At 60.3% G+C, this 17,362-nt stretch carries 18 protein-coding genes and 1 pseudogene; 14 read left to right on the top strand and 5 right to left on the bottom strand.

Translation table 11 applies throughout. From position 1 onward, the window contains the following. Positions 1 to 71 precede the first annotated feature (71 nt). The 5 genes from PSH65_RS26350 (at position 72) to PSH65_RS26330 (ending at position 4,202) form a co-directional block, all read left to right on the top strand. Positions 72 to 788, top strand: coding sequence for a TetR/AcrR family transcriptional regulator (locus PSH65_RS26350; RefSeq protein ID WP_305423255.1), 717 nt, complete (start codon positions 72 to 74; stop codon positions 786 to 788). 144 nt (positions 789 to 932) lie between these two features. After that, positions 933 to 1,487: a hypothetical protein gene (locus PSH65_RS26345; protein ID WP_305423253.1), complete on the top strand. Its 555-nt coding sequence runs from the start codon at positions 933 to 935 to the stop codon at positions 1,485 to 1,487. 63 nt (positions 1,488 to 1,550) lie between these two features. Beyond that, complete coding sequence (locus PSH65_RS26340) at positions 1,551 to 2,801, top strand: flavohemoglobin expression-modulating QEGLA motif protein (RefSeq protein WP_305427056.1); 1,251 nt, start codon at positions 1,551 to 1,553, stop codon at positions 2,799 to 2,801. Positions 2,802 to 2,961: 160 nt separating this feature from the next. Next, positions 2,962 to 3,876, top strand: coding sequence for an alpha/beta hydrolase (locus PSH65_RS26335; RefSeq protein WP_305423251.1), 915 nt, complete (start codon positions 2,962 to 2,964; stop codon positions 3,874 to 3,876). Beyond that, on the top strand, positions 3,873 to 4,202 hold the full coding sequence (locus PSH65_RS26330) for a hypothetical protein (protein WP_008014068.1): 330 nt from the start codon (positions 3,873 to 3,875) through the stop codon (positions 4,200 to 4,202). The genes PSH65_RS26335 and PSH65_RS26330 overlap by 4 nt, the downstream gene beginning before the upstream one ends. A 113-nt stretch (positions 4,203 to 4,315) precedes the next feature. Here PSH65_RS26330 and PSH65_RS26325 read toward each other — a convergent pair whose 3' ends face one another. The 3 genes from PSH65_RS26325 to PSH65_RS26315 all read right to left on the bottom strand — a co-directional run bounded on the left by PSH65_RS26325 (position 4,316) and on the right by PSH65_RS26315 (position 6,292). Beyond that, positions 4,316 to 5,104, bottom strand: a complete 789-nt coding sequence (locus PSH65_RS26325) for an OmpA family protein (protein ID WP_305423249.1) — start codon at positions 5,102 to 5,104, stop codon at positions 4,316 to 4,318. Positions 5,105 to 5,160: 56 nt separating this feature from the next. After that, the gene (locus tag PSH65_RS26320) at positions 5,161 to 5,574 is read right to left on the bottom strand and encodes a DUF4398 domain-containing protein (protein ID WP_305423248.1); all 414 of its coding nucleotides are present in this window, start codon (positions 5,572 to 5,574) and stop codon (positions 5,161 to 5,163) included. A gap of 391 nt (positions 5,575 to 5,965) precedes the next feature. Then, complete coding sequence (locus PSH65_RS26315; RefSeq protein ID WP_305423247.1) at positions 5,966 to 6,292, bottom strand: pilin assembly protein; 327 nt, start codon at positions 6,290 to 6,292, stop codon at positions 5,966 to 5,968. Positions 6,293 to 6,510: 218 nt separating this feature from the next. Between PSH65_RS26315 and ppc the strand changes: the two genes are divergently transcribed. From ppc to PSH65_RS26280, 7 genes are all read left to right on the top strand, one after another. Continuing rightward, positions 6,511 to 9,141: a phosphoenolpyruvate carboxylase gene (ppc, locus tag PSH65_RS26310; RefSeq protein ID WP_305423245.1), complete on the top strand. Its 2,631-nt coding sequence runs from the start codon at positions 6,511 to 6,513 to the stop codon at positions 9,139 to 9,141. 302 nt (positions 9,142 to 9,443) lie between these two features. Continuing rightward, positions 9,444 to 10,091, top strand: a complete 648-nt coding sequence (adk, locus tag PSH65_RS26305; protein ID WP_305423243.1) for an adenylate kinase — start codon at positions 9,444 to 9,446, stop codon at positions 10,089 to 10,091. 93 nt (positions 10,092 to 10,184) lie between these two features. Next, positions 10,185 to 10,859 carry a tRNA (adenosine(37)-N6)-threonylcarbamoyltransferase complex dimerization subunit type 1 TsaB gene (gene tsaB / locus PSH65_RS26300; RefSeq protein ID WP_305423241.1) on the top strand — a complete coding sequence of 225 codons (675 nt, stop codon included), beginning with the start codon at positions 10,185 to 10,187 and terminating at the stop codon, positions 10,857 to 10,859. A 308-nt stretch (positions 10,860 to 11,167) separates the two neighbouring features. Next, the gene (locus tag PSH65_RS26295) at positions 11,168 to 11,473 is read left to right on the top strand and encodes a hypothetical protein (protein WP_123719873.1); all 306 of its coding nucleotides are present in this window, start codon (positions 11,168 to 11,170) and stop codon (positions 11,471 to 11,473) included. Continuing rightward, complete coding sequence (locus PSH65_RS26290) at positions 11,473 to 12,333, top strand: DUF72 domain-containing protein (RefSeq protein WP_305423239.1); 861 nt, start codon at positions 11,473 to 11,475, stop codon at positions 12,331 to 12,333. The genes PSH65_RS26295 and PSH65_RS26290 overlap by 1 nt, the downstream gene beginning before the upstream one ends. A gap of 33 nt (positions 12,334 to 12,366) precedes the next feature. Then, the gene (locus PSH65_RS26285) at positions 12,367 to 13,188 is read left to right on the top strand and encodes an oxaloacetate decarboxylase (protein ID WP_305423238.1); all 822 of its coding nucleotides are present in this window, start codon (positions 12,367 to 12,369) and stop codon (positions 13,186 to 13,188) included. A 2-nt stretch (positions 13,189 to 13,190) separates the two neighbouring features. Then, positions 13,191 to 13,886 carry an extensin family protein gene (locus PSH65_RS26280; RefSeq protein WP_305423237.1) on the top strand — a complete coding sequence of 232 codons (696 nt, stop codon included), beginning with the start codon at positions 13,191 to 13,193 and terminating at the stop codon, positions 13,884 to 13,886. Between the two features lie 3 nt (positions 13,887 to 13,889). On the opposite strand, the gene PSH65_RS26275 is transcribed toward PSH65_RS26280, so the two are convergent. Continuing rightward, the gene (locus PSH65_RS26275) at positions 13,890 to 14,510 is read right to left on the bottom strand and encodes an energy transducer TonB (RefSeq protein ID WP_305423236.1); all 621 of its coding nucleotides are present in this window, start codon (positions 14,508 to 14,510) and stop codon (positions 13,890 to 13,892) included. A 93-nt stretch (positions 14,511 to 14,603) separates the two neighbouring features. On the opposite strand from PSH65_RS26275, the gene PSH65_RS26270 reads away from it, so the two are divergent. Then, positions 14,604 to 15,386 carry a class I SAM-dependent methyltransferase gene (locus PSH65_RS26270; RefSeq protein WP_370694670.1) on the top strand — a complete coding sequence of 261 codons (783 nt, stop codon included), beginning with the start codon at positions 14,604 to 14,606 and terminating at the stop codon, positions 15,384 to 15,386. Between the two features lie 132 nt (positions 15,387 to 15,518). Here PSH65_RS26270 and PSH65_RS26265 read toward each other — a convergent pair. Next, positions 15,519 to 16,166, bottom strand: a pseudogene (locus PSH65_RS26265) (TetR/AcrR family transcriptional regulator). 93 nt (positions 16,167 to 16,259) lie between these two features. On the opposite strand from PSH65_RS26265, the gene PSH65_RS26260 reads away from it, so the two are divergent. Then, the gene (locus PSH65_RS26260) at positions 16,260 to 17,360 is read left to right on the top strand and encodes an efflux RND transporter periplasmic adaptor subunit (protein WP_305423234.1); all 1,101 of its coding nucleotides are present in this window, start codon (positions 16,260 to 16,262) and stop codon (positions 17,358 to 17,360) included. Positions 17,361 to 17,362: the final 2 nt, after the last annotated feature.

Below are 17,362 nucleotides of genomic sequence, written 5' to 3'. Positions count from 1 at the left end.
GGCTTTTTATTGCCTGTCTGGTACAAACGTATCAATTGGTTACTTTTGGCGTTTAGAGAGGAATACCTGTCGTGAATCGTGCAATTGCTCAAGAAGGTGCAGCGGGTATCGCCACTGCGGTCGCTGAAAGCGTTCAGTACCAGGGCCGCAAGGCCAGCCGACAGGGCAGCGAACAGCGTCGACAGGACATTCTCGACGCGGCGATGCGTATTGTCGTGCGCGATGGCGTGCGGGCCGTGCGGCACCGTGCGGTGGCCGCTGAAGCGGGTGTGCCGCTGTCGGCCACCACCTACTACTTCAAGGACATCGATGACCTGCTCACCGATACCTTTGCCCAATACGTGGAACGCAGCGCCGCGTTCATGGCCCGGTTGTGGGCCAGTAACGAAGGCCTGTTGCGCGAGATGGTTGTCAGCGGCGATGGCACCAGCGAGTCCCGCTCACAGCTGGCGGACGATATCGCACGGCTGATGGCTGACTATGTCCATCGGCAATTGATCAATCGCCGCGAGCACTTGATGGCCGAGCAAGCCTTCCGCCAGGAAGCCTTGCTCAACCCGCGTCTGGCGTTGTTGGTGCGCTCCCACCAGCAAATTCTCTTGCAGGGCACCTGCCAGCTTTTCGAAGTATTAGGTTCCCGTGAGCCACAACAGGATGCCAAAGTGTTGACGGCGATTATCGGACGGATGGAATATCAGGGCCTGCTCAACGACGCTGAGCCTGTGGCCGAAGAGGAAATGCTCGGCATCCTCAACCGCTACATGCATTTGGTGCTGGCGTCGGTGTAACCCCTTGTGGGAATGCAACCTTGTGGGAGCGGGCTTGCTCGCGAAGGCGGTGGGTCAGACAACGAATATGTTGAATGTTAAACCGCTTTCGCGAGCAAGCCCGCTCCCACATTAAAGGCGTCATATGTCGATAGGGAGTGTTGAATGAAAGCCTGGCGCGTCATTGCGATCGCCTTGTCGATCCTGCTGCTCAGTGGCTGTCTGGTGACCTTCAAGGAGCCGCTGCCCGCCAGCGAGCCCGCGCCCAAAGGGCTGCTCGGCAAATGGACCAGCACCAATGCCTGGGGCGAGCCGATGAACCTGGAACTGACGCGTATCGGCGACAATCGCTACCAGGCGGTCAGCTACTTCAAGGCCAGGCCCCATGAGCGTGAAGCCTATCCCTTCACCGTGTCGCGCCATGGCAATCGCTGGTACCTGTCGGCGAAGGTGCCGGCGCAGTTCGGAGGGCATTTCACCATCACCGGTTTCGAGCTCAACGATAAGCACGAACTGGTGGTCTACAGCCTCGACCTCGAGCAGATTAAACAGGCCATGGGCCAAGAAGCCCTCAGTGGCCAAGGCTTCCGGACCGACGACGGCGACGGGGTGTTGATCAACAACAGCCTGGATCAGGTGTTTGCCTACCTTGATGACCCGGCCAATTCCGATGTTTTCGTCGAAGCGGTGCGTTACCAGCGCCTGGCCAAAACCAATTAAACCCAGCACGTAACGGTTTTACTACAGGAGTTTCGGGTGGACGAATACCAGCAGACGATACGCATGCTGTCCGATCGCATAGTGCTGGCGCAGACGCCGATTCGCGTTCTGGATGCGGTCAAGTGGGATGACAGCATTCGCAAGGGGTTCCTCAAGGGCAAGGGCAAGGAAATGCCGGCCGTGGACCGCGACTACTACCTCAATCGACCGCTGGCATTTGACTCCAGCAAAGTGAAGCTGGAATTCCAGAACATCGAGCGTGACATCACCCGCCAGCTCGGCCAGTTCAACCCGGTCGGCCAGATCATGCGTCGTATGTGCAAGGAATACCGCATGGTGATCCGCATGCTCGAAGCGCGTGGCACCGAGGATTTCGGGCTGATTTCCCAGGAGTTGTACGGCGCGGCGTCCGATGCGTTCCACGCCGGCGATCCGACCTTGGCTGACCTGGGGCTGATGCTCTCCGATTACCTGAACAACATCGCCGGCCGTGGCGACCTCAAGGACGAACCGAAAGTCCTCACCGCCAAGGAAGCCGTCGACCTGCTGCAACATCGGTTGAACAAGGTGTTTGGCGAAAACGAGGAAACCATTCGGGTGTTTGAATCCGATGGTATCGTCGCCGACGCGGCGGCCGGCGCCGACTACATCAAGATCCGCACCGACGCGATGTTCAACAACCGCGACGTGCGTGCACTGGAAGTCCACGAAGGGCTGGTGCATGTGGGCACCACGCTCAACGGCCTGAATCAGCCGATCTGCACCTTCCTGTCCAAGGGCCCGCCATCGTCCACCGTGACTCAGGAAGGCCTGGCGATCCTGATGGAAATCATCACCTTCGCCTCCTACCCCAGCCGCCTGCGCAAACTGACCAACCGCACCCGCGCCATTCATATGGTGGAGGAGGGCGCGGACTTCTTGCAGATCTACGATTTCTTCTGTGAGCAAGGCTTCGAAATGGCCGAAAGCTACGGCAACGCCAGTCGGGTTTTCCGCGGCTCGGTGCCGACCGGTCTGCCATTTACCAAAGACTTGTCCTACCTCAAGGGCTTTATCATGGTTTACAACTACATTCAGTTGGCCGTGCGTAAAGGCAAGCTGGAGCAGATACCGCTATTGTTTTGCGGCAAGACCACGCTGGAAGACATGCGGACCTTGCGCCAATTGGTGGACGAAGGCTTGGTGGTACCGCCCAAGTACCTGCCCGACCAATTCCGCGACATGAACGCGCTATCGGCCTGGATGTGCTTCTCCAACTTCCTCAACCACCTGAGCCTGGATCGGATCGAGGCGGATTACTCCAACATTTTGTGAGCAACGAATCCCCCTGTGGGAGCGGGCTTGCCCGCGATAGCGGTGGATCAGCCAACATCAATGTTGAATGCAAAGCCGTCATCGCGGGCGAGCCCGTTCCCACAGGTAGATCATTGTCCACAGGGTCGTATTTCAACCCTTCTTTGCGAGGCTTCACCGGATGAGAATCCTCGGCATCTTTTGCCTGCTCCTGGCCCTCGGCGGTTGCGACTCTCTGCTGTTCTACCCCGAGTCCGGCCAGCCGTTCACCCCGGAAAAAGCCAAACTCGAATTCCGCGACGTCACCCTGACCACCGCTGACGGCCTCAAGCTGCATGGCTGGTGGCTGCCGGCGAAAAAAGGTGTCGAGGTCAAAGGCACCGTGCTGCATTTGCACGGCAATGGCGGCAACCTTGCGTGGCATTTGGGTGGGAGTTGGTGGTTGCCGGAGCAGGGCTATCAAGTGTTGCTGGTGGACTATCGCGGGTACGGTTGGTCCGAAGGTAAACCGGCGTTGCCGGCGATCTATCAGGACATCGACGCCGCCTTCAAATGGCTCGACCAAGCCCCGGAGGTCAAGGGCAAGCCGCTGATCCTTCTTGGCCAGAGCCTTGGCGGCTCGATGGCCGTGCATTTCCTGGCCCAGCATCCCGAGCGCCAGCGGCAACTCAAGGCTTTCGTGCTTGATGGTGTGCCTGCCAGCTACCGCGATGTCGGGCGTTTCGCCCTGAGCACGTCATGGATGACCTGGCCGTTCCAGGTGCCGTTGTCCTGGTTGGTGCCGGACGGCGACAGCGCGATCCATTCCATGAAGAAGCTCAACGGCGTACCGAAACTGATCTATCACAGTATCGATGATCAACTGGTGCCCCTTTCCAACGGCATCCGACTGTATCAAGCTGCGCCGCCGCCGCGCGTGCTGCAACTGACCCGGGGCGGTCATGTGCAAACCTTTGCCGACCCGGTCTGGCAAAAGGTCATGCTGCGCTACCTCGAAGACCCCCAGCATTTCAACGGTCTGCGCCGCCTGGGTGAAGTCCCGAATTACCCGACACCCCCGAATTCTGAAGATGAACCACCAGAGAGTCCGCAATGAGTGAAGAACGTAACGCTATCCCGCTGATCATCACCGGTATTTGCAGCATCCTCGGCACCGTTGGCGCCCTGTGGTGGTACGGCTACCTGCACTTCGCCAAACCCGAAGATGCGCTACTGCTCAGCGACTTCACCATGCTCAAGACCGTGCCGGGCGAAGACTACAAGGTCTCCCTGGAACCGGCCCCACAAGTGGCCCAGTGCATCGATGGCGTGCTGGTGCTGTTCGACACCGACCAGAAAGGCCTGACCGGCGTGCTGATCAACAGCAAGAAAAAAGCCGTGCGCTGCATGGGCCAGGAAACCCCGCAAAAACTCGAACAGTAACCCGGTCGTACACAAATACTGTGTTCACCGAAGATCCATGTTCAGTGATCGTCAAATAAAAAAGCCCCGCCTGATCGATTCAGACGGGGCTTTCAAGTATCAGCGTGGCCAGTTTATTTGGCGCTGATCGCCGAACGCGGAATGACCGGCTGGTTGTCATTGGAAATGGTCACTTCCACCCGACGGTTCATCGCGCGGCCCGACACACTGGCGTTCTCCGCAACCGGGTATTCCTTGCCATAACCCTGGGCCACGATCCGCGCCGGGTCGACACCCATCTTGATCAGGGCCACTTGCACCGAGGTTGCGCGACGTTCGGACAGCGACTGGTTGTACGACGCCGAGCCAGTGCTGTCGGTGTAGCCTTCGACAATCACTTTGCGGTCCGGGTTTTCCTGAAGGAACTGCGCCAGTTTGTTGATATTCACCAAACCGTTGGACTTCAGGTCCGCCTTGTCGGTGGCGAACAGCACATCGCCAAACGTCACCAGTGTGCCGCGATCGGTCTGTTTGGCGTTCAGGCTGTCTTGCAGCTGTTTGATCTGCTGGTCGCGGGCATCCAGACGAGCCTGCGCCCGTTGTGCCGCTGCATTTTTCAGATTGTTTTCAGCGGTGCGCAGGGCGATGGTCTGCTTGGCCACTTCAACACGCTGATTGGTCAGGTAAGCCAGTTGGTCGACCTTGGCCTGGTCTTCCCGGTCCAGGTATGCCTTGTCGGCCTTGTCCAGGTATTCGCTGGCGTCTTTGGTTTCCAGCGCCGCGACTTTGCTCGCTTGCGGGTTGGCTTGCAGGCCGGTGTAGTTGGTACGGGCTTGCTCCAGGTTCGCGTTGGGCGGTGTGGAGCAGGCAGCCAGTGCAACACTTGCGGCCAGGAGGGCGGGGATCATCAATTGTTTGCGCATAATGGTTCGTCCTTTCTATCGATAAGAGTTTCAGGTCTGGAAATCGGGATGCGCGCTTACTGCACGGTGCGCTGACTTTCCTGACGCAGTTCCTGAACACCTTTCTGGGAGTCCTTCACAGTTTGTTCGGCTTTCATCGCCTGGGCCTTGCGCTCGGCGACACGGGCGTCCCACTCGGCTTGCTCGGCCAGCATTCTGGCTTCGTCATACTTCTTGTCGTGCAGGGCGATTTCGGCTTGTTTGAGCTTGTCCTGAGCGGCCTTCATTTCCACGGCGGCGAATTCGGTACCGCCAGCGCTGACAGCGCTGTTCACGGCGGATTGGGTCACCGCGTATTGCTCGCTCGGCGGGTTACCGGCGCAACCGGCCAGAACGAAGCTGCTGCCGATGGCCAGGGCCGCCAGTTTGAGACCGCGCAGGTGGGTGAGCGAGGATGGTGCAGTGCTGGTCTTCATGGTCTTCAACTCCATTGGATAACTCCTGAAAAACATCTGAATCCATCCTGGGCAAGGAGCCGCAACCTACAATTTCCAGAGTGCTTTTTGAAACGGCCGTCCCAGGCGTGGTTACTGGGTTGACCCGAAGTGTTTTTCAAAAGTTCAGAGAAGATGGCCTATCGCCGGAAAAAACTTTGACCGAGTGGACAAGGCTCTAAGTCGGGAACTTTCGGGTGGCGTGGGGGTATTCCCGGCCGTTTCGACCCCGGGAATACACAATTATCGAAGGAATATGCAAGCCAGTGTGGGAGCGGGCTTGCTCGCGAAAGCGGTTTAACATTCAACATTTCTGTTGTCTGACACACCGCCTTCGCGAGCAAGCCCGCTCCCACGCGTTCGGCGGCAAACTCAGTGTCTTTGCTTGTCAATCAGTCGATAAGTCGTGCAAATGACGCCGAGACAAAGCGAGAAAACGTGGGGTCGGACCGACGTCTTCGTACAGCGGATCACCTTCTTCGTCGGTGGCAACCACCGTTGACCCTTTCACATATGGAAAGCTCTCTTCGAGTTCTTCCAGGGCGGCGCCGATCAGCTCGCCGAGCAGTTCTTCGGGGTGTCGTTTAGGGTACATCTCGATAATCGCCGCCAGCCGTGCGGCCGCTTCCACGTCCAGACGAATCGTGTAGCCGGTGTCGGTCAGGCGACCCTTGGCGTTTTCTTCCCAATGCTGGGCGAGCTCACGGATTTTCATAATGACCTCATTGCGCACCTGCTCGTGGCAGGCCGGGTGAGTGTCCGCCGGTATCGGCGGCAAGCCGTTGTACGGCTTATTGTTGAGACTAGTTGCAACGCCCTGTGTTTGAAGTCCCTTCGTCGTCTGCTTGTAAGAACCGCTTTACGACGGCACTCTCTATTCAAAGCCTCTTATACCAAAGCATAGCCGCCCGGATATTCGCTGGAGAACTGCTGATGACCGATATTGATGCACGCTTGCGCGAGGACGTTCACCTGTTGGGTGAACTGTTGGGCAACACCATTCGTGAACAGTACGGGGACGACTTTCTCGACAAGATCGAGCAAATCCGCAAAGGCGCCAAGGCCGACCGTCGCGGTTCGATGGACGCTGAACTCAGCGCCAGCCTCAACCAGTTGAGCGAAGACGAGTTACTGCCGGTGGCGCGGGCGTTCAACCAGTTCCTCAACCTGGCCAATATCGCCGAGCAATATCAGCTGATTCATCGCCGCGAAGAGTCGCAGCCCGCGCCGTTCGAGGCCCGGGTGTTGCCGGAACTGCTCGCTCGCCTGCTGACTGCGGGCCATGATGCCGAGTCCTTGGCGCGGCAATTGGGGCGGCTGGAAATCGAGCTGGTATTGACGGCGCACCCCACCGAAGTGGCGCGTCGCACGCTGATTCAGAAGTACGACGCGATCGCCGCGCAACTGGCCGCCCAGGACCATCGTGACCTGACCAGCGCCGAGCGCGAGCAGATCAAGACGAAGTTACAGCGCCTGATCGCCGAAGCCTGGCATACCGAAGAAATCCGCCGTACCCGTCCGACACCGGTGGACGAAGCCAAGTGGGGCTTCGCGGTGATCGAACATTCACTGTGGCAGGCGATTCCCAACTATTTGCGCAAGGCCGATCAGGCCTTGCATGCCGCCACCGGCCTGCACCTGCCACTGGAGGCCGCACCGATTCGCTTTGCCTCATGGATGGGCGGCGACCGCGACGGCAACCCCAACGTCACCGCCGCCGTGACCCGCGAAGTGTTGCTGCTGGCGCGCTGGATGGCCGCCGATTTGTACCTGCGCGATGTTGATCACCTCGCCGCCGAGTTGTCGATGCAGCAGGCCAGCGACGAGTTGAAAGCCAAGGCCGGCGACAGTGCCGAGCCTTACCGCGCAGTGCTCAAACAATTGCGTGAACGCCTGCGCGCAACCCGTAGTTGGGCCCACGCATCCCTGACGGCAACCACGCCAGCGTCGGCCGATGTGCTGCAAAACAATCGTGACCTGCTGGACCCGCTGGAGCTGTGCTACCACTCGCTGCATGAATGCGGCATGGGCGTCATCGCCGATGGCCCGTTGCTCGATTGCCTGCGCCGCGCGGTGACGTTCGGGCTGTTTCTGGTGCGCCTCGATGTGCGCCAGGACTCGTCCCGCCACACGGCGGCCATGACCGAAATCACCGATTACCTCGGCCTGGGCCGTTATGAGGACTGGAGCGAAGAGGAGCGCATCGCCTTCCTGATGCGTGAACTGAACAATCGACGGCCATTGCTGCCGGCGTACTTCAAGCCGTCTGCCGACACCGCCGAAGTGCTGGCGACGTGCCGGGAAATCGCCGCGGCACCGGGGGCTTCCCTCGGTTCGTATGTGATTTCCATGGCCGGCGCTGCTTCCGATGTGCTGGCCGTGCAATTGCTGCTCAAAGAGTCCGGCGTATTGCGGCCGATGCGCGTGGTGCCGCTGTTTGAAACCCTCGCCGACCTCGATAACGCCGGCCCGGTGATCGAAAAACTCTTGCTGCTGCCGGGCTATCGCTCGCGCCTGCAAGGGCCGCAGGAAGTGATGATCGGGTATTCCGACTCGGCCAAGGACGCTGGCACCACCGCAGCGGCCTGGGCGCAGTATCGGGCGCAGGAACGTTTGGTCGACATCTGTCGCGAGCAGCAAGTTGAGCTGCTGTTGTTCCACGGTCGCGGTGGCACCGTGGGCCGTGGCGGCGGTCCGGCGCACGCGGCGATTCTGTCGCAGCCGCCGGGGTCGGTGGCGGGGCGTTTCCGCACCACTGAGCAGGGGGAAATGATTCGTTTCAAATTCGGCCTACCGGACATCGCCGAGCAAAACCTCAATCTGTACCTGGCGGCGGTGCTGGAGGCGACCTTGCTCCCGCCGCCTCCGCCTGAGCCTGCCTGGCGCCATTTGATGGACGAATTGGCTGCCGATGGCGTCAAGGCTTACCGCGCCGTGGTGCGGGAAAATCCGCAGTTTGTCGAGTATTTCCGCCAGTCGACCCCGGAGCAGGAGTTGGGGCGTTTGCCTTTGGGCAGCCGCCCGGCCAAGCGCCGCGCTGGCGGGATTGAAAGCCTGCGCGCGATTCCATGGATCTTCGGCTGGACCCAGACGCGCCTGATGCTGCCGGCCTGGCTTGGCTGGGAAGCGGCATTGAGCAAGGCGCTGGAGCGCGGCGAGGGTGAGTTGCTGGGGCAGATGCGCGAGCAGTGGCCGTTCTTCCGTACCCGCATCGATATGCTGGAAATGGTGCTGGCCAAGGCCGACGCCGATATCGCCCAGTCTTACGATGAGCGCTTGGTCGAGCCGGATCTGCTTCCTTTGGGTGCGCATTTACGCGACCTATTGTCGCAGGCCTGTGCGGTGGTCCTGGGGTTGACCGGTCAGTCGCAGCTACTGGCACATAGCCCAGCCACCCTTGAATTCATCCGCCTGCGCAACACTTACCTCGACCCGCTGCATCTATTGCAGGCCGAACTGTTGGCCCGTTCGCGGCAACAGGATGTGGCCCAAGGCAGCCCGGTAGAACAGGCGTTACTGGTGTCTGTGGCGGGGATTGCCGCCGGTTTGCGAAATACCGGCTAAGGTTTTCATCGTGGGGGACAGGCACCCGGCGCGAGCGTCGAGTGCCTGCTGGCGAGCGGTCGAAAAGGTCTGTCACGCGACAGTTAATGATGGGGTTGCGACTTGGGTTACCCCTTCGCAAGGTCTCATCCGGCGCGGGTTTCTCCGACTTTCGGCGGCTTGTGTGGGCCGGGCCTGCTGTGTATCTTGATCAGCCTTTGACCGTTTGGGCGGTCACGACCCTATTTCTGAGATTGGCCCCTCGTGGCGAATCCATTGTTTTGTTTAAGTAATTCTAAATAAAAAATTGAGGAGCACATCTAATGCGCGTCATTCTGCTGGGAGCTCCCGGGGCCGGTAAAGGTACTCAGGCTAAGTTCATCACCGAGAAATTCGGCATTCCGCAAATCTCTACCGGCGACATGCTGCGTGCTGCTGTAAAAGCCGGTACCGAGCTGGGTGTCAAAGCCAAAGGCATCATGGATGCCGGTGGTCTGGTCTCCGACGATCTGATCATCGCTCTGGTCAAGGACCGTATCGCGCAGCCTGACTGTGCCAACGGTTTCCTGTTCGACGGTTTCCCGCGCACCATTCCGCAAGCCGAAGCGCTGGTAGAAGCGGGTGTGGAACTGGACAACGTGGTCGAAATCGCCGTCGATGACGAAGAAATCGTTCAGCGTATCGCCGGTCGTCGCGTTCACGAGGCCAGCGGCCGCGTGTACCACACCGTCTACAACCCGCCGAAAATCGCCGGCAAAGACGACATCACCGGTGAAGAGCTGGTGCAGCGCAAGGACGACACCGAAGAAACCGTGCGTCATCGCCTGTCGGTCTACCATTCCCAGACCAAACCACTGGTGGAGTTCTACCAGGGTCTGGCCTCTACTCAGGGTAAGCCGAAATACAGCCATATTCCGGGTGTTGGCTCGGTTGAAGTGATCACCGGCAAGGTGCTTGAAGCACTGAGCTGAAAAGTCTGATCGGCTTCATCTTCTACGGCCCGCTTGCGGGCCGTAGTTGTTTATACTGGCGCACTTTTTCTGACCTCTCTTACGGAAACATCGATGAGCACCTTGCTGGCCCTGGACACCGCGACTGAAGCTTGCTCCGTTGCCTTGCTGCATGACGGCAAAGTCACGAGTCATTACGAGGTGATCCCGCGCCTGCATGCGCAGAAGCTGCTGCCGATGATCCAGCAACTGCTGGCCGATGCCGGGACCACGCTGCAAGCGGTCGATGCCATTGCCTTCGGCCGTGGACCGGGCGCGTTCACCGGTGTGCGGATTGCCATCGGCGTGGTGCAAGGTCTGGCGTTTGCGCTGGATCGCCCGGTGTTGCCGGTCTCCAATCTCGCCGTACTCGCCCAGCGGGCCTATCGCGAACACGGCGTCAGCCAGGTCGCGGCGGCCATCGATGCGCGCATGGATGAGGTGTATTGGGGTTGCTACCGCGAAACGGCGGGGGAGATGCGGCTGGTGGGCAAGGAAGCGGTATTGCCACCGGAAGCCGCTGCGTTGCCGGCCGATGCCAGCGGCGAGTGGTTCGGCGCGGGCACCGGTTGGGGATATGCCGAGCGCATTGCCGTCAACCTGAGCGGGCAGGACGCGGGCATGCTGCCCCACGCCGAAGACCTGCTGACCCTGGCGCGGTTTGCCTGGGAACGCGGTGAAGCGATCGTGGCCGATGAGGCGCAGCCGGTGTATTTGCGCGATAAAGTCGCGACCCCGAAAACGCGGTAATTCCGGTTGTCCTTGTGGCAACAGGGCCCTCTGTGGCGAGGGGGCTTGCCCCCGTTGGGTCGCAAAGCGGCCCCAAAAACAACCACCACATTCCCGTGAAGCACCGCATCGGCTGACTTGCGACTGCTTCGCAGCCGAACGGGGGCGAGCCCCCTCGCCACAATAATGTGTCGGATTTAGCCAATCGTCAGTTTTCTACCCGCCGCTTTTAAACCTTTTCGCTTTTCTGTGTTCTAGTTATCACTCGGCAGTTTGCGAAGTGGGCTATGTGCCACTAAGCTGCCATCATTGATACCGAGCATGCACTTATGCGTATAGACGGCGTTTCCTCCCAGTCCTACCCCATCAAGCGCAAGCCCCGCAAAGGCCCTGTAGCGGATGACGACTACGTCGATATCGACGGCGAGCTGGAATTCCCTACCGAAGAGCAATTGGCCGCCCGCGCTGCCAAAGCCTCCGCGCAACGCCTGAGCAATCTCCCCGCGCGTCAACAAGACATGATTTATCACCGCGCCATGAGCAAAAGCGTGGCGATGGCACTGGCCAGTTACCTGAGCACCGCCACTTTTGTCGATTGGGATGCGGATGTACTGGGTCTCGACCTGTACATCTGATGTTGCTGCCTTACTACCTCGGCTGCCCGTCCTGGAGTGAAAATGCCTGGCGCGAGTACTTGTATCCGCAAGACGCCAGGCCCGCCGAGTTTCTCAATCTTTATTCCCAAGTGTTCAACGCCGTGGAAGGCAATACGACCTTCTACGCGAGCCCTTCTGCCGCCACCGTACAGCGCTGGGCAGAGACCATGCCCGAACACTTTCGCTTCACCGCCAAGTTCCCCGGCGACATCAGCCACAGCAGCGACCTGCGCGAGCAACTGACCGCTGCCGAAACCTTCCTGCAATTGCTCAGCCCTCTGGGTGAACGGGTTTCTCCCTTCTGGCTGCAATTGTCCAAAAGCTTCACCCCTCAACGCTTGTCCGAGCTGGCCGGTTTTATCGATGCGGTGGACCGGCCCTTGGCGGTCGAAGTGCGACACGATGAGTTTTTCGCCAAGGGCGATGCCGAGCGGATGCTCAATCGTTTGCTGCTGGACCGCGGTGTCGAGCGCATCTGTCTTGATCCGCGAGCGCTGTTCTGCTGCACCTCGACCGATCCTTCGGTGCTCCACGCCCAATCGAAAAAGCCCAGGGTGCCGCCTCGTCCTGCTGCGTTTACTCAATTCCCACAGGTGCGCTTCATCGGCCATCCTGTGCTTGAAGCCAACGATCCATTCCTGGTGCCATGGGTCGAGAAAATCGCTGTCTGGATCGAGGAGGGCCGCACGCCCTATATCTTCCTGCACACCGCCGATAACCTGCTGGCAGCGAAACTGGCACAACGTTTCCACGCACAACTGATGCTGCGTTTGCCTGGCTTGCCGCCGCTGCCTGAGCTATACAGAGAACCCGCCGCCGAGCAACTTGGCTTGCTCTGAAGCGGGTTTTTCCCCCTTTTCAGGAACCTGCCAATGGATGCGCAAACCCTTCGAGCCCAGGCGTTCAAAGCACTGCACGAACGCGAGGGCGCTTTTGTCATTCCCAACCCCTGGGACGCCGGCTCGGCGAAAATGCTCGCCAGCCTTGGCTTCGAGGCACTGGCGACCACCAGCGCCGGTTATGCCTTTTCCCAGGGCCGCCCCGACGGTGGGTTGACGCTCGACGATACCCTGGCGAACGTTCGGGCGATTGTCGCGGCTACTGATCTGCCGGTCGCGGTAGATCTCGAAAACGGTTTCGCTGACGACCCCGCGGAGTGCGCCCAAAGTATTCTGCGGGCCGCCGAGGCCGGTGCCGTAGGCGGTTCGATCGAAGATGCCACGGGGCGTGAGGACGGTCCGATCTACTGCTTCGAGCATGCCGTGGCGCGTATCGAAGCGGCCGTCGCGGCGGCCCGCAGTTTGCCTTTTCCCTTCGTGCTGACGGCGCGCGCCGAGAACTTTCTGCACGGCAATCCTGACCTCGACGACACCATTCGCCGCTTGCAGGCATTCGCCGAGGCGGGGGCCGACGTGCTTTATGCACCGGGTCTGCGCAGCGCTGAAGAGGTCTTGGCGGTGGTTCGCGCCGTGGCGCCGAAACCGGTCAATGTGTTGATGTCCGGCGGGCTCAAACTGACGGTCGAGCAGTTGAGTGAAATGGGCGTCAAACGCATCAGCGTCGGTTCGGCCCTGGCGTTGGCGGCGTATGGCGAGTTCTTCCGAGCAGCCGAGGAAATCCAGCAACACGGGACCTTCGGCTTCACCTCCCGCTCGATGCCGTTCCAGAAGGCCAATCAATTGTTCAAAGGCTGACGATGCGGTTTCGGTGGGGGCTGTTGCTGGTGCTGTTGATCATCGGCGCTGCCGGGTTGAGCATCTGGCGGGGCTGGGTTTCCATTCCCCCGCAATGGAACCCATGGGCGCCGCTGGACGTAAAGGCTGAACCGAACCTGCTGACCCGCTACAAACTGATGCGTCTGCGCGATAATCCGCAGTTATGCGACCAGGTGCTGAGCAGCTCAGGTTTGCGGGTGGCCCGTCAGGCCGACAGCCCGGACGCGACTTGCCCGTTGACCAACACCTTGCGTGTGCAAGGTGGCGAGGTGGCGCTGAGCAGCGGTTTCCTCGCCAGTTGCCGTCTGGCAGTGGCGTTCGCCCTGTTCGAGCGCCACGCCCTGCAACCGGCGGCTCAGGCTGTCTACGGGCAGGCGGTGAAACGGGTCGACCATCTCGGCAGCTTTGCCTGTCGCAACGTCTACAACCGCGAAAACGGCAGACGCAGCCAGCATGCCACGGCTGATGCACTGGATATCAGCGGATTCCGGCTGGCGGACGGCCGATTCATCAGCGTGCTCAAGGATTGGCCGAAGGATAACCAGGGCGCGCGATTTCTCCATCAGGTCCGCGACGGTGCGTGCGACATGTTCAGTGTGGTATTGAGCCCGGACTACAACGCCGCCCATCGCAATCACTTTCATGTGGATGTCGGGCCGTGGTGGCGATGTCGCTGAGGGTTAGGCGGCGATGCGCAGGTTCTGCAGAACGATCGGGCGTGCCCAGCCGTTATCGAAATCGAATTGTTTCTGCTGCTCCACCAGCTCTTCGGGCGAGAACGGCGGGAATGGCTTGTCCAGCAGGTCGAGTTCGAACTCGGCGATCGGCAAGTGCAGCGGACGTGGTTGCGGTGCGGTGCCAGGCTCTGGCAGCGGTTGACCGGCGGTGAGCACGATCGGGCGTACCCAGCCGCTGTCGAAGTCCTGTTGTTTCTGTTGCGCGACGATTTCTTCTGGCGGGAACGGCGGGAACGGTTTGTCGGCCAGGTCCATTTCGAACTCGGCAATCGGCAGGAACAGGGGCTCGGGTGGACGGACTGGTGTTTCCATCACATCACATTCGCGCTGGGAAATGATGTGGGCCAGCAGCTCGCTGCCGACGGTCGGTTCGACCGGGCTGTCGAGATCGACCGGCGGAAAGTTGAGAGACGCCGGCACGACATCGCCCGACTGATCGGCCAGGGCCTGGGCAAAAAAATCCTGCCACAGGTGACTGACGCCGCTCAGTGCTTGGGAATTTCGCAGGCCAAAATCGCCGTGGGGCGAGATGTAACCTATCGATGTGCGTTGAATGTCTGACATTTCTCTCGGTCGACGCTCAGCTCTGGCAAAATGCTCGATAGTTGGGTTATCGGCCGTTTTTGCCGATCATTAATTTTTTGAGCGTGTTTTCCCATGATTGAGCAACCTGCGGCCTGCCGCATCCATGTCGAGGCCTTGGGCGCGACTTTCCAGCCACAGGCCGAGCAATGGGCCGAGCGCCTGGGGTTGCCGTTGCAGGTGGGTGATGGCGAGTTCGCCTTGCAGGTGGGCGAGCAAGGGTTGCAGCTGCAACAGCTGGGACCGGACGCACCGGGGCCGGTGCGGGTGGACTTTGTCGAGGGCGGTGCAGCCCATCGTCGGTTGTATGGCGGCGGCAGTGGTCAGATGATCGCCAAGGCGGTCGGCATCGCCCAAGGCGTGCGCCCACGCGTGCTGGACGCCACGGCGGGGCTGGGCAAGGACGCGTTCGTGCTGGCCAGCCTGGGCTGCGAGATGAGCCTGATCGAGCGCCAGCCGTTGATCGGTGCCTTGCTTGAAGATGGCCTGGCGCGCGGCGCGGAAGATTTCGACGTGGCGCCGATCGTGGCGCGGATGCGTTTGCTCAAGGGCAATTCGATCGAGGTGATGCGCAACTGGGAAGGCGAGCCGCCGCAGGTGATCTACCTCGACCCGATGTTTCCCCATCGTGAGAAAACCGCGTTGGTGAAGAAGGAAATGCGCCTGTTCCGGCCGCTGGTAGGCGATGACCCGGATGCGCCGGCATTGCTCGAAGCGGCGTTAGCCCTGGCCAGCCACCGGGTGGTGGTCAAACGCCCGCGCAAGGCGCCGTGCATCGAGGGGCCGAAGCCGAGTCATGCGCTGGACGGCAAATCCAGCCGGTATGACATTTATCCGAAGAAGGCGCTCAAGCCTTGAGACCGCGTCGCTCCCATCGCGGGCAAGCCTCGCTCCCACAGGTTTTGTGTTAGGCACAATATCCGAGAACACCTCGGAACCTGTGGGAGCGGGCTTGCCCGCGATAGCGTCGGCCCAAACACCACAAATCGATCAGACCGACTCCGGCCGATAAGCCCGCATAAACAACCCCACCACTTCCCGCACATGGGCTTCAGCCGCATCCCCGGTCACCGGCTCGCCGCAGCCATACAGCAACCGGAAATTCCCCGCGCCCTTGAGCAGGCAAAAGAAATGCTCTGCCGCATTGCGCGGTTTATCGATGCTCAACGCGCCGCTCTGATGGACCTTGATCAACAACCGTTCCATGCCGTGCAACATGCGCTCTGGTCCGGCTTCGAAGAAGATCAGCGAGAGTTTCGGATCCTGGCTGCCCAGCGTCGCCATCAACCGATGCAGGTTCACCGATTCGTCGCTGTTGATAAGCTGATGAAAACCGCGCGCGATGTTCAGCAGCACGGTTTCCACGGCAATGCCGTCCGGCAATTCAAAAAACAGCGTTGGCAGTTGCTCTTCACACTTGGCCATCACCGCGGCGGCAAACAGCGTCTCTTTGTCATTGAAATGGCTGTAGACCGTCAGCTTCGACACACCGGCCTCAGCTGCCACGGCATCCATGCTGGTGTTGGCGTATCCCTTACTCAGAAACAGAATTTTCGCCGCATCGAGGATTGCCCCTGGCGCTTGGCCAGATCCTTGGGGCGACCCGGACCACTGGGGTGTTGAAAGATTGTTAGACATTCTTCGCTTTAATACTGGACTGGTGAGTTTGCTATTAATAACATACTGGTCAGTATAATTATTCCAAGCACCATTAGCGAAAGGTCCTTCACCATGTTCCGCTTTGCCTTGCCCCTCGCATTGCCGGTCAGCCTGGCTCTTTTATTGTCTGCGTGTGGCCATGAAGAGGCGCCTCAAGTCACCATCCGCCCGGCCATGGTCGTACAGCCAGAGCCCTCGGCTCAGGCCATGGAAAGTTATCCCGGTGAAGTCCGCGCGCGCTATGAGCCAGATCTGGCCTTCCGTATTGGCGGCAAAGTCAGCCGACGACTGGTCGAAGAAGGGCAGCGGGTCAAGGCTGACCAACCCTTGGCAGAACTCGATCCTCAGGACGTGCGCCTGCAACTGGAAGCCACCCGCGCCCAGGTCGCGGCCGCCGAAGCCAACCTGAGCCTGGTGCGCGCCGAGCGTGATCGCTACAAGACGCTGATGGAGCGGCAGATGGTCAGCCGTTCGCAGTACGACAACGCGGAAAACCTCTACCGTTCCGGTGAGGCACGCCTCAAGCAAATCAAAGCCGAATTCAACGTCTCGACCAATCAGGCCAGTTACGCGGTGCTGCGTGCGCCGCAGGATGGCGTAGTGGCCAAACGTGCGGTTGAGGTCGGTCAAGTGGTCGCGGCCGGGCAAACCGTGTTTACCCTCGCCACCGATGGCGAGCGCGAAGTGTTGATCAGCCTGCCGGAGCAGAGCTTCGGTCGCTTCAAGGTCGGTCAACCGGTCTCGGTGGAACTCTGGACCCAACCCGATCAACGTTTCCCCGGACGCATCCGTGAACTGTCGCCTGCGGCCGATCCGAAATCCCGCACCTTCGCCGCCCGCATTGCATTTACCGCCGGCAAGGTTCCCGCCGAACTCGGCCAGAGCGCCCGGGTGTTCATCCAGAGCGGCGAAGTGGTGTCGTTGTCGGTGCCATTGTCGGCCCTCACCGCAGAAAACGGTGCCACTTACGTGTGGGTGGTTGGCGCCAACAACACCTTGAAGAAAGCCCCGGTGCGGGTCGGTGCATTCGGCGAGAAAACCGTGCCGGTGCTTGAAGGCCTGAACGCCAGCGACTGGGTGGTGGCGGCCGGTGTTCATGTGCTTCACGACGGGCAGCAAGTACGCCCGGTGGATCGCTCCAACCGCGTGGTCAATCTGGCGCACAAGGAGTAATC

Origin of the sequence: Pseudomonas sp. FP603, from assembly GCF_030687415.1 — a bacterium.
Taxonomy (GTDB): Bacteria; Pseudomonadota; Gammaproteobacteria; order Pseudomonadales; family Pseudomonadaceae; genus Aquipseudomonas; species Aquipseudomonas wuhanensis.
This window is presented reverse-complemented; position numbering and strand designations above follow the sequence as displayed.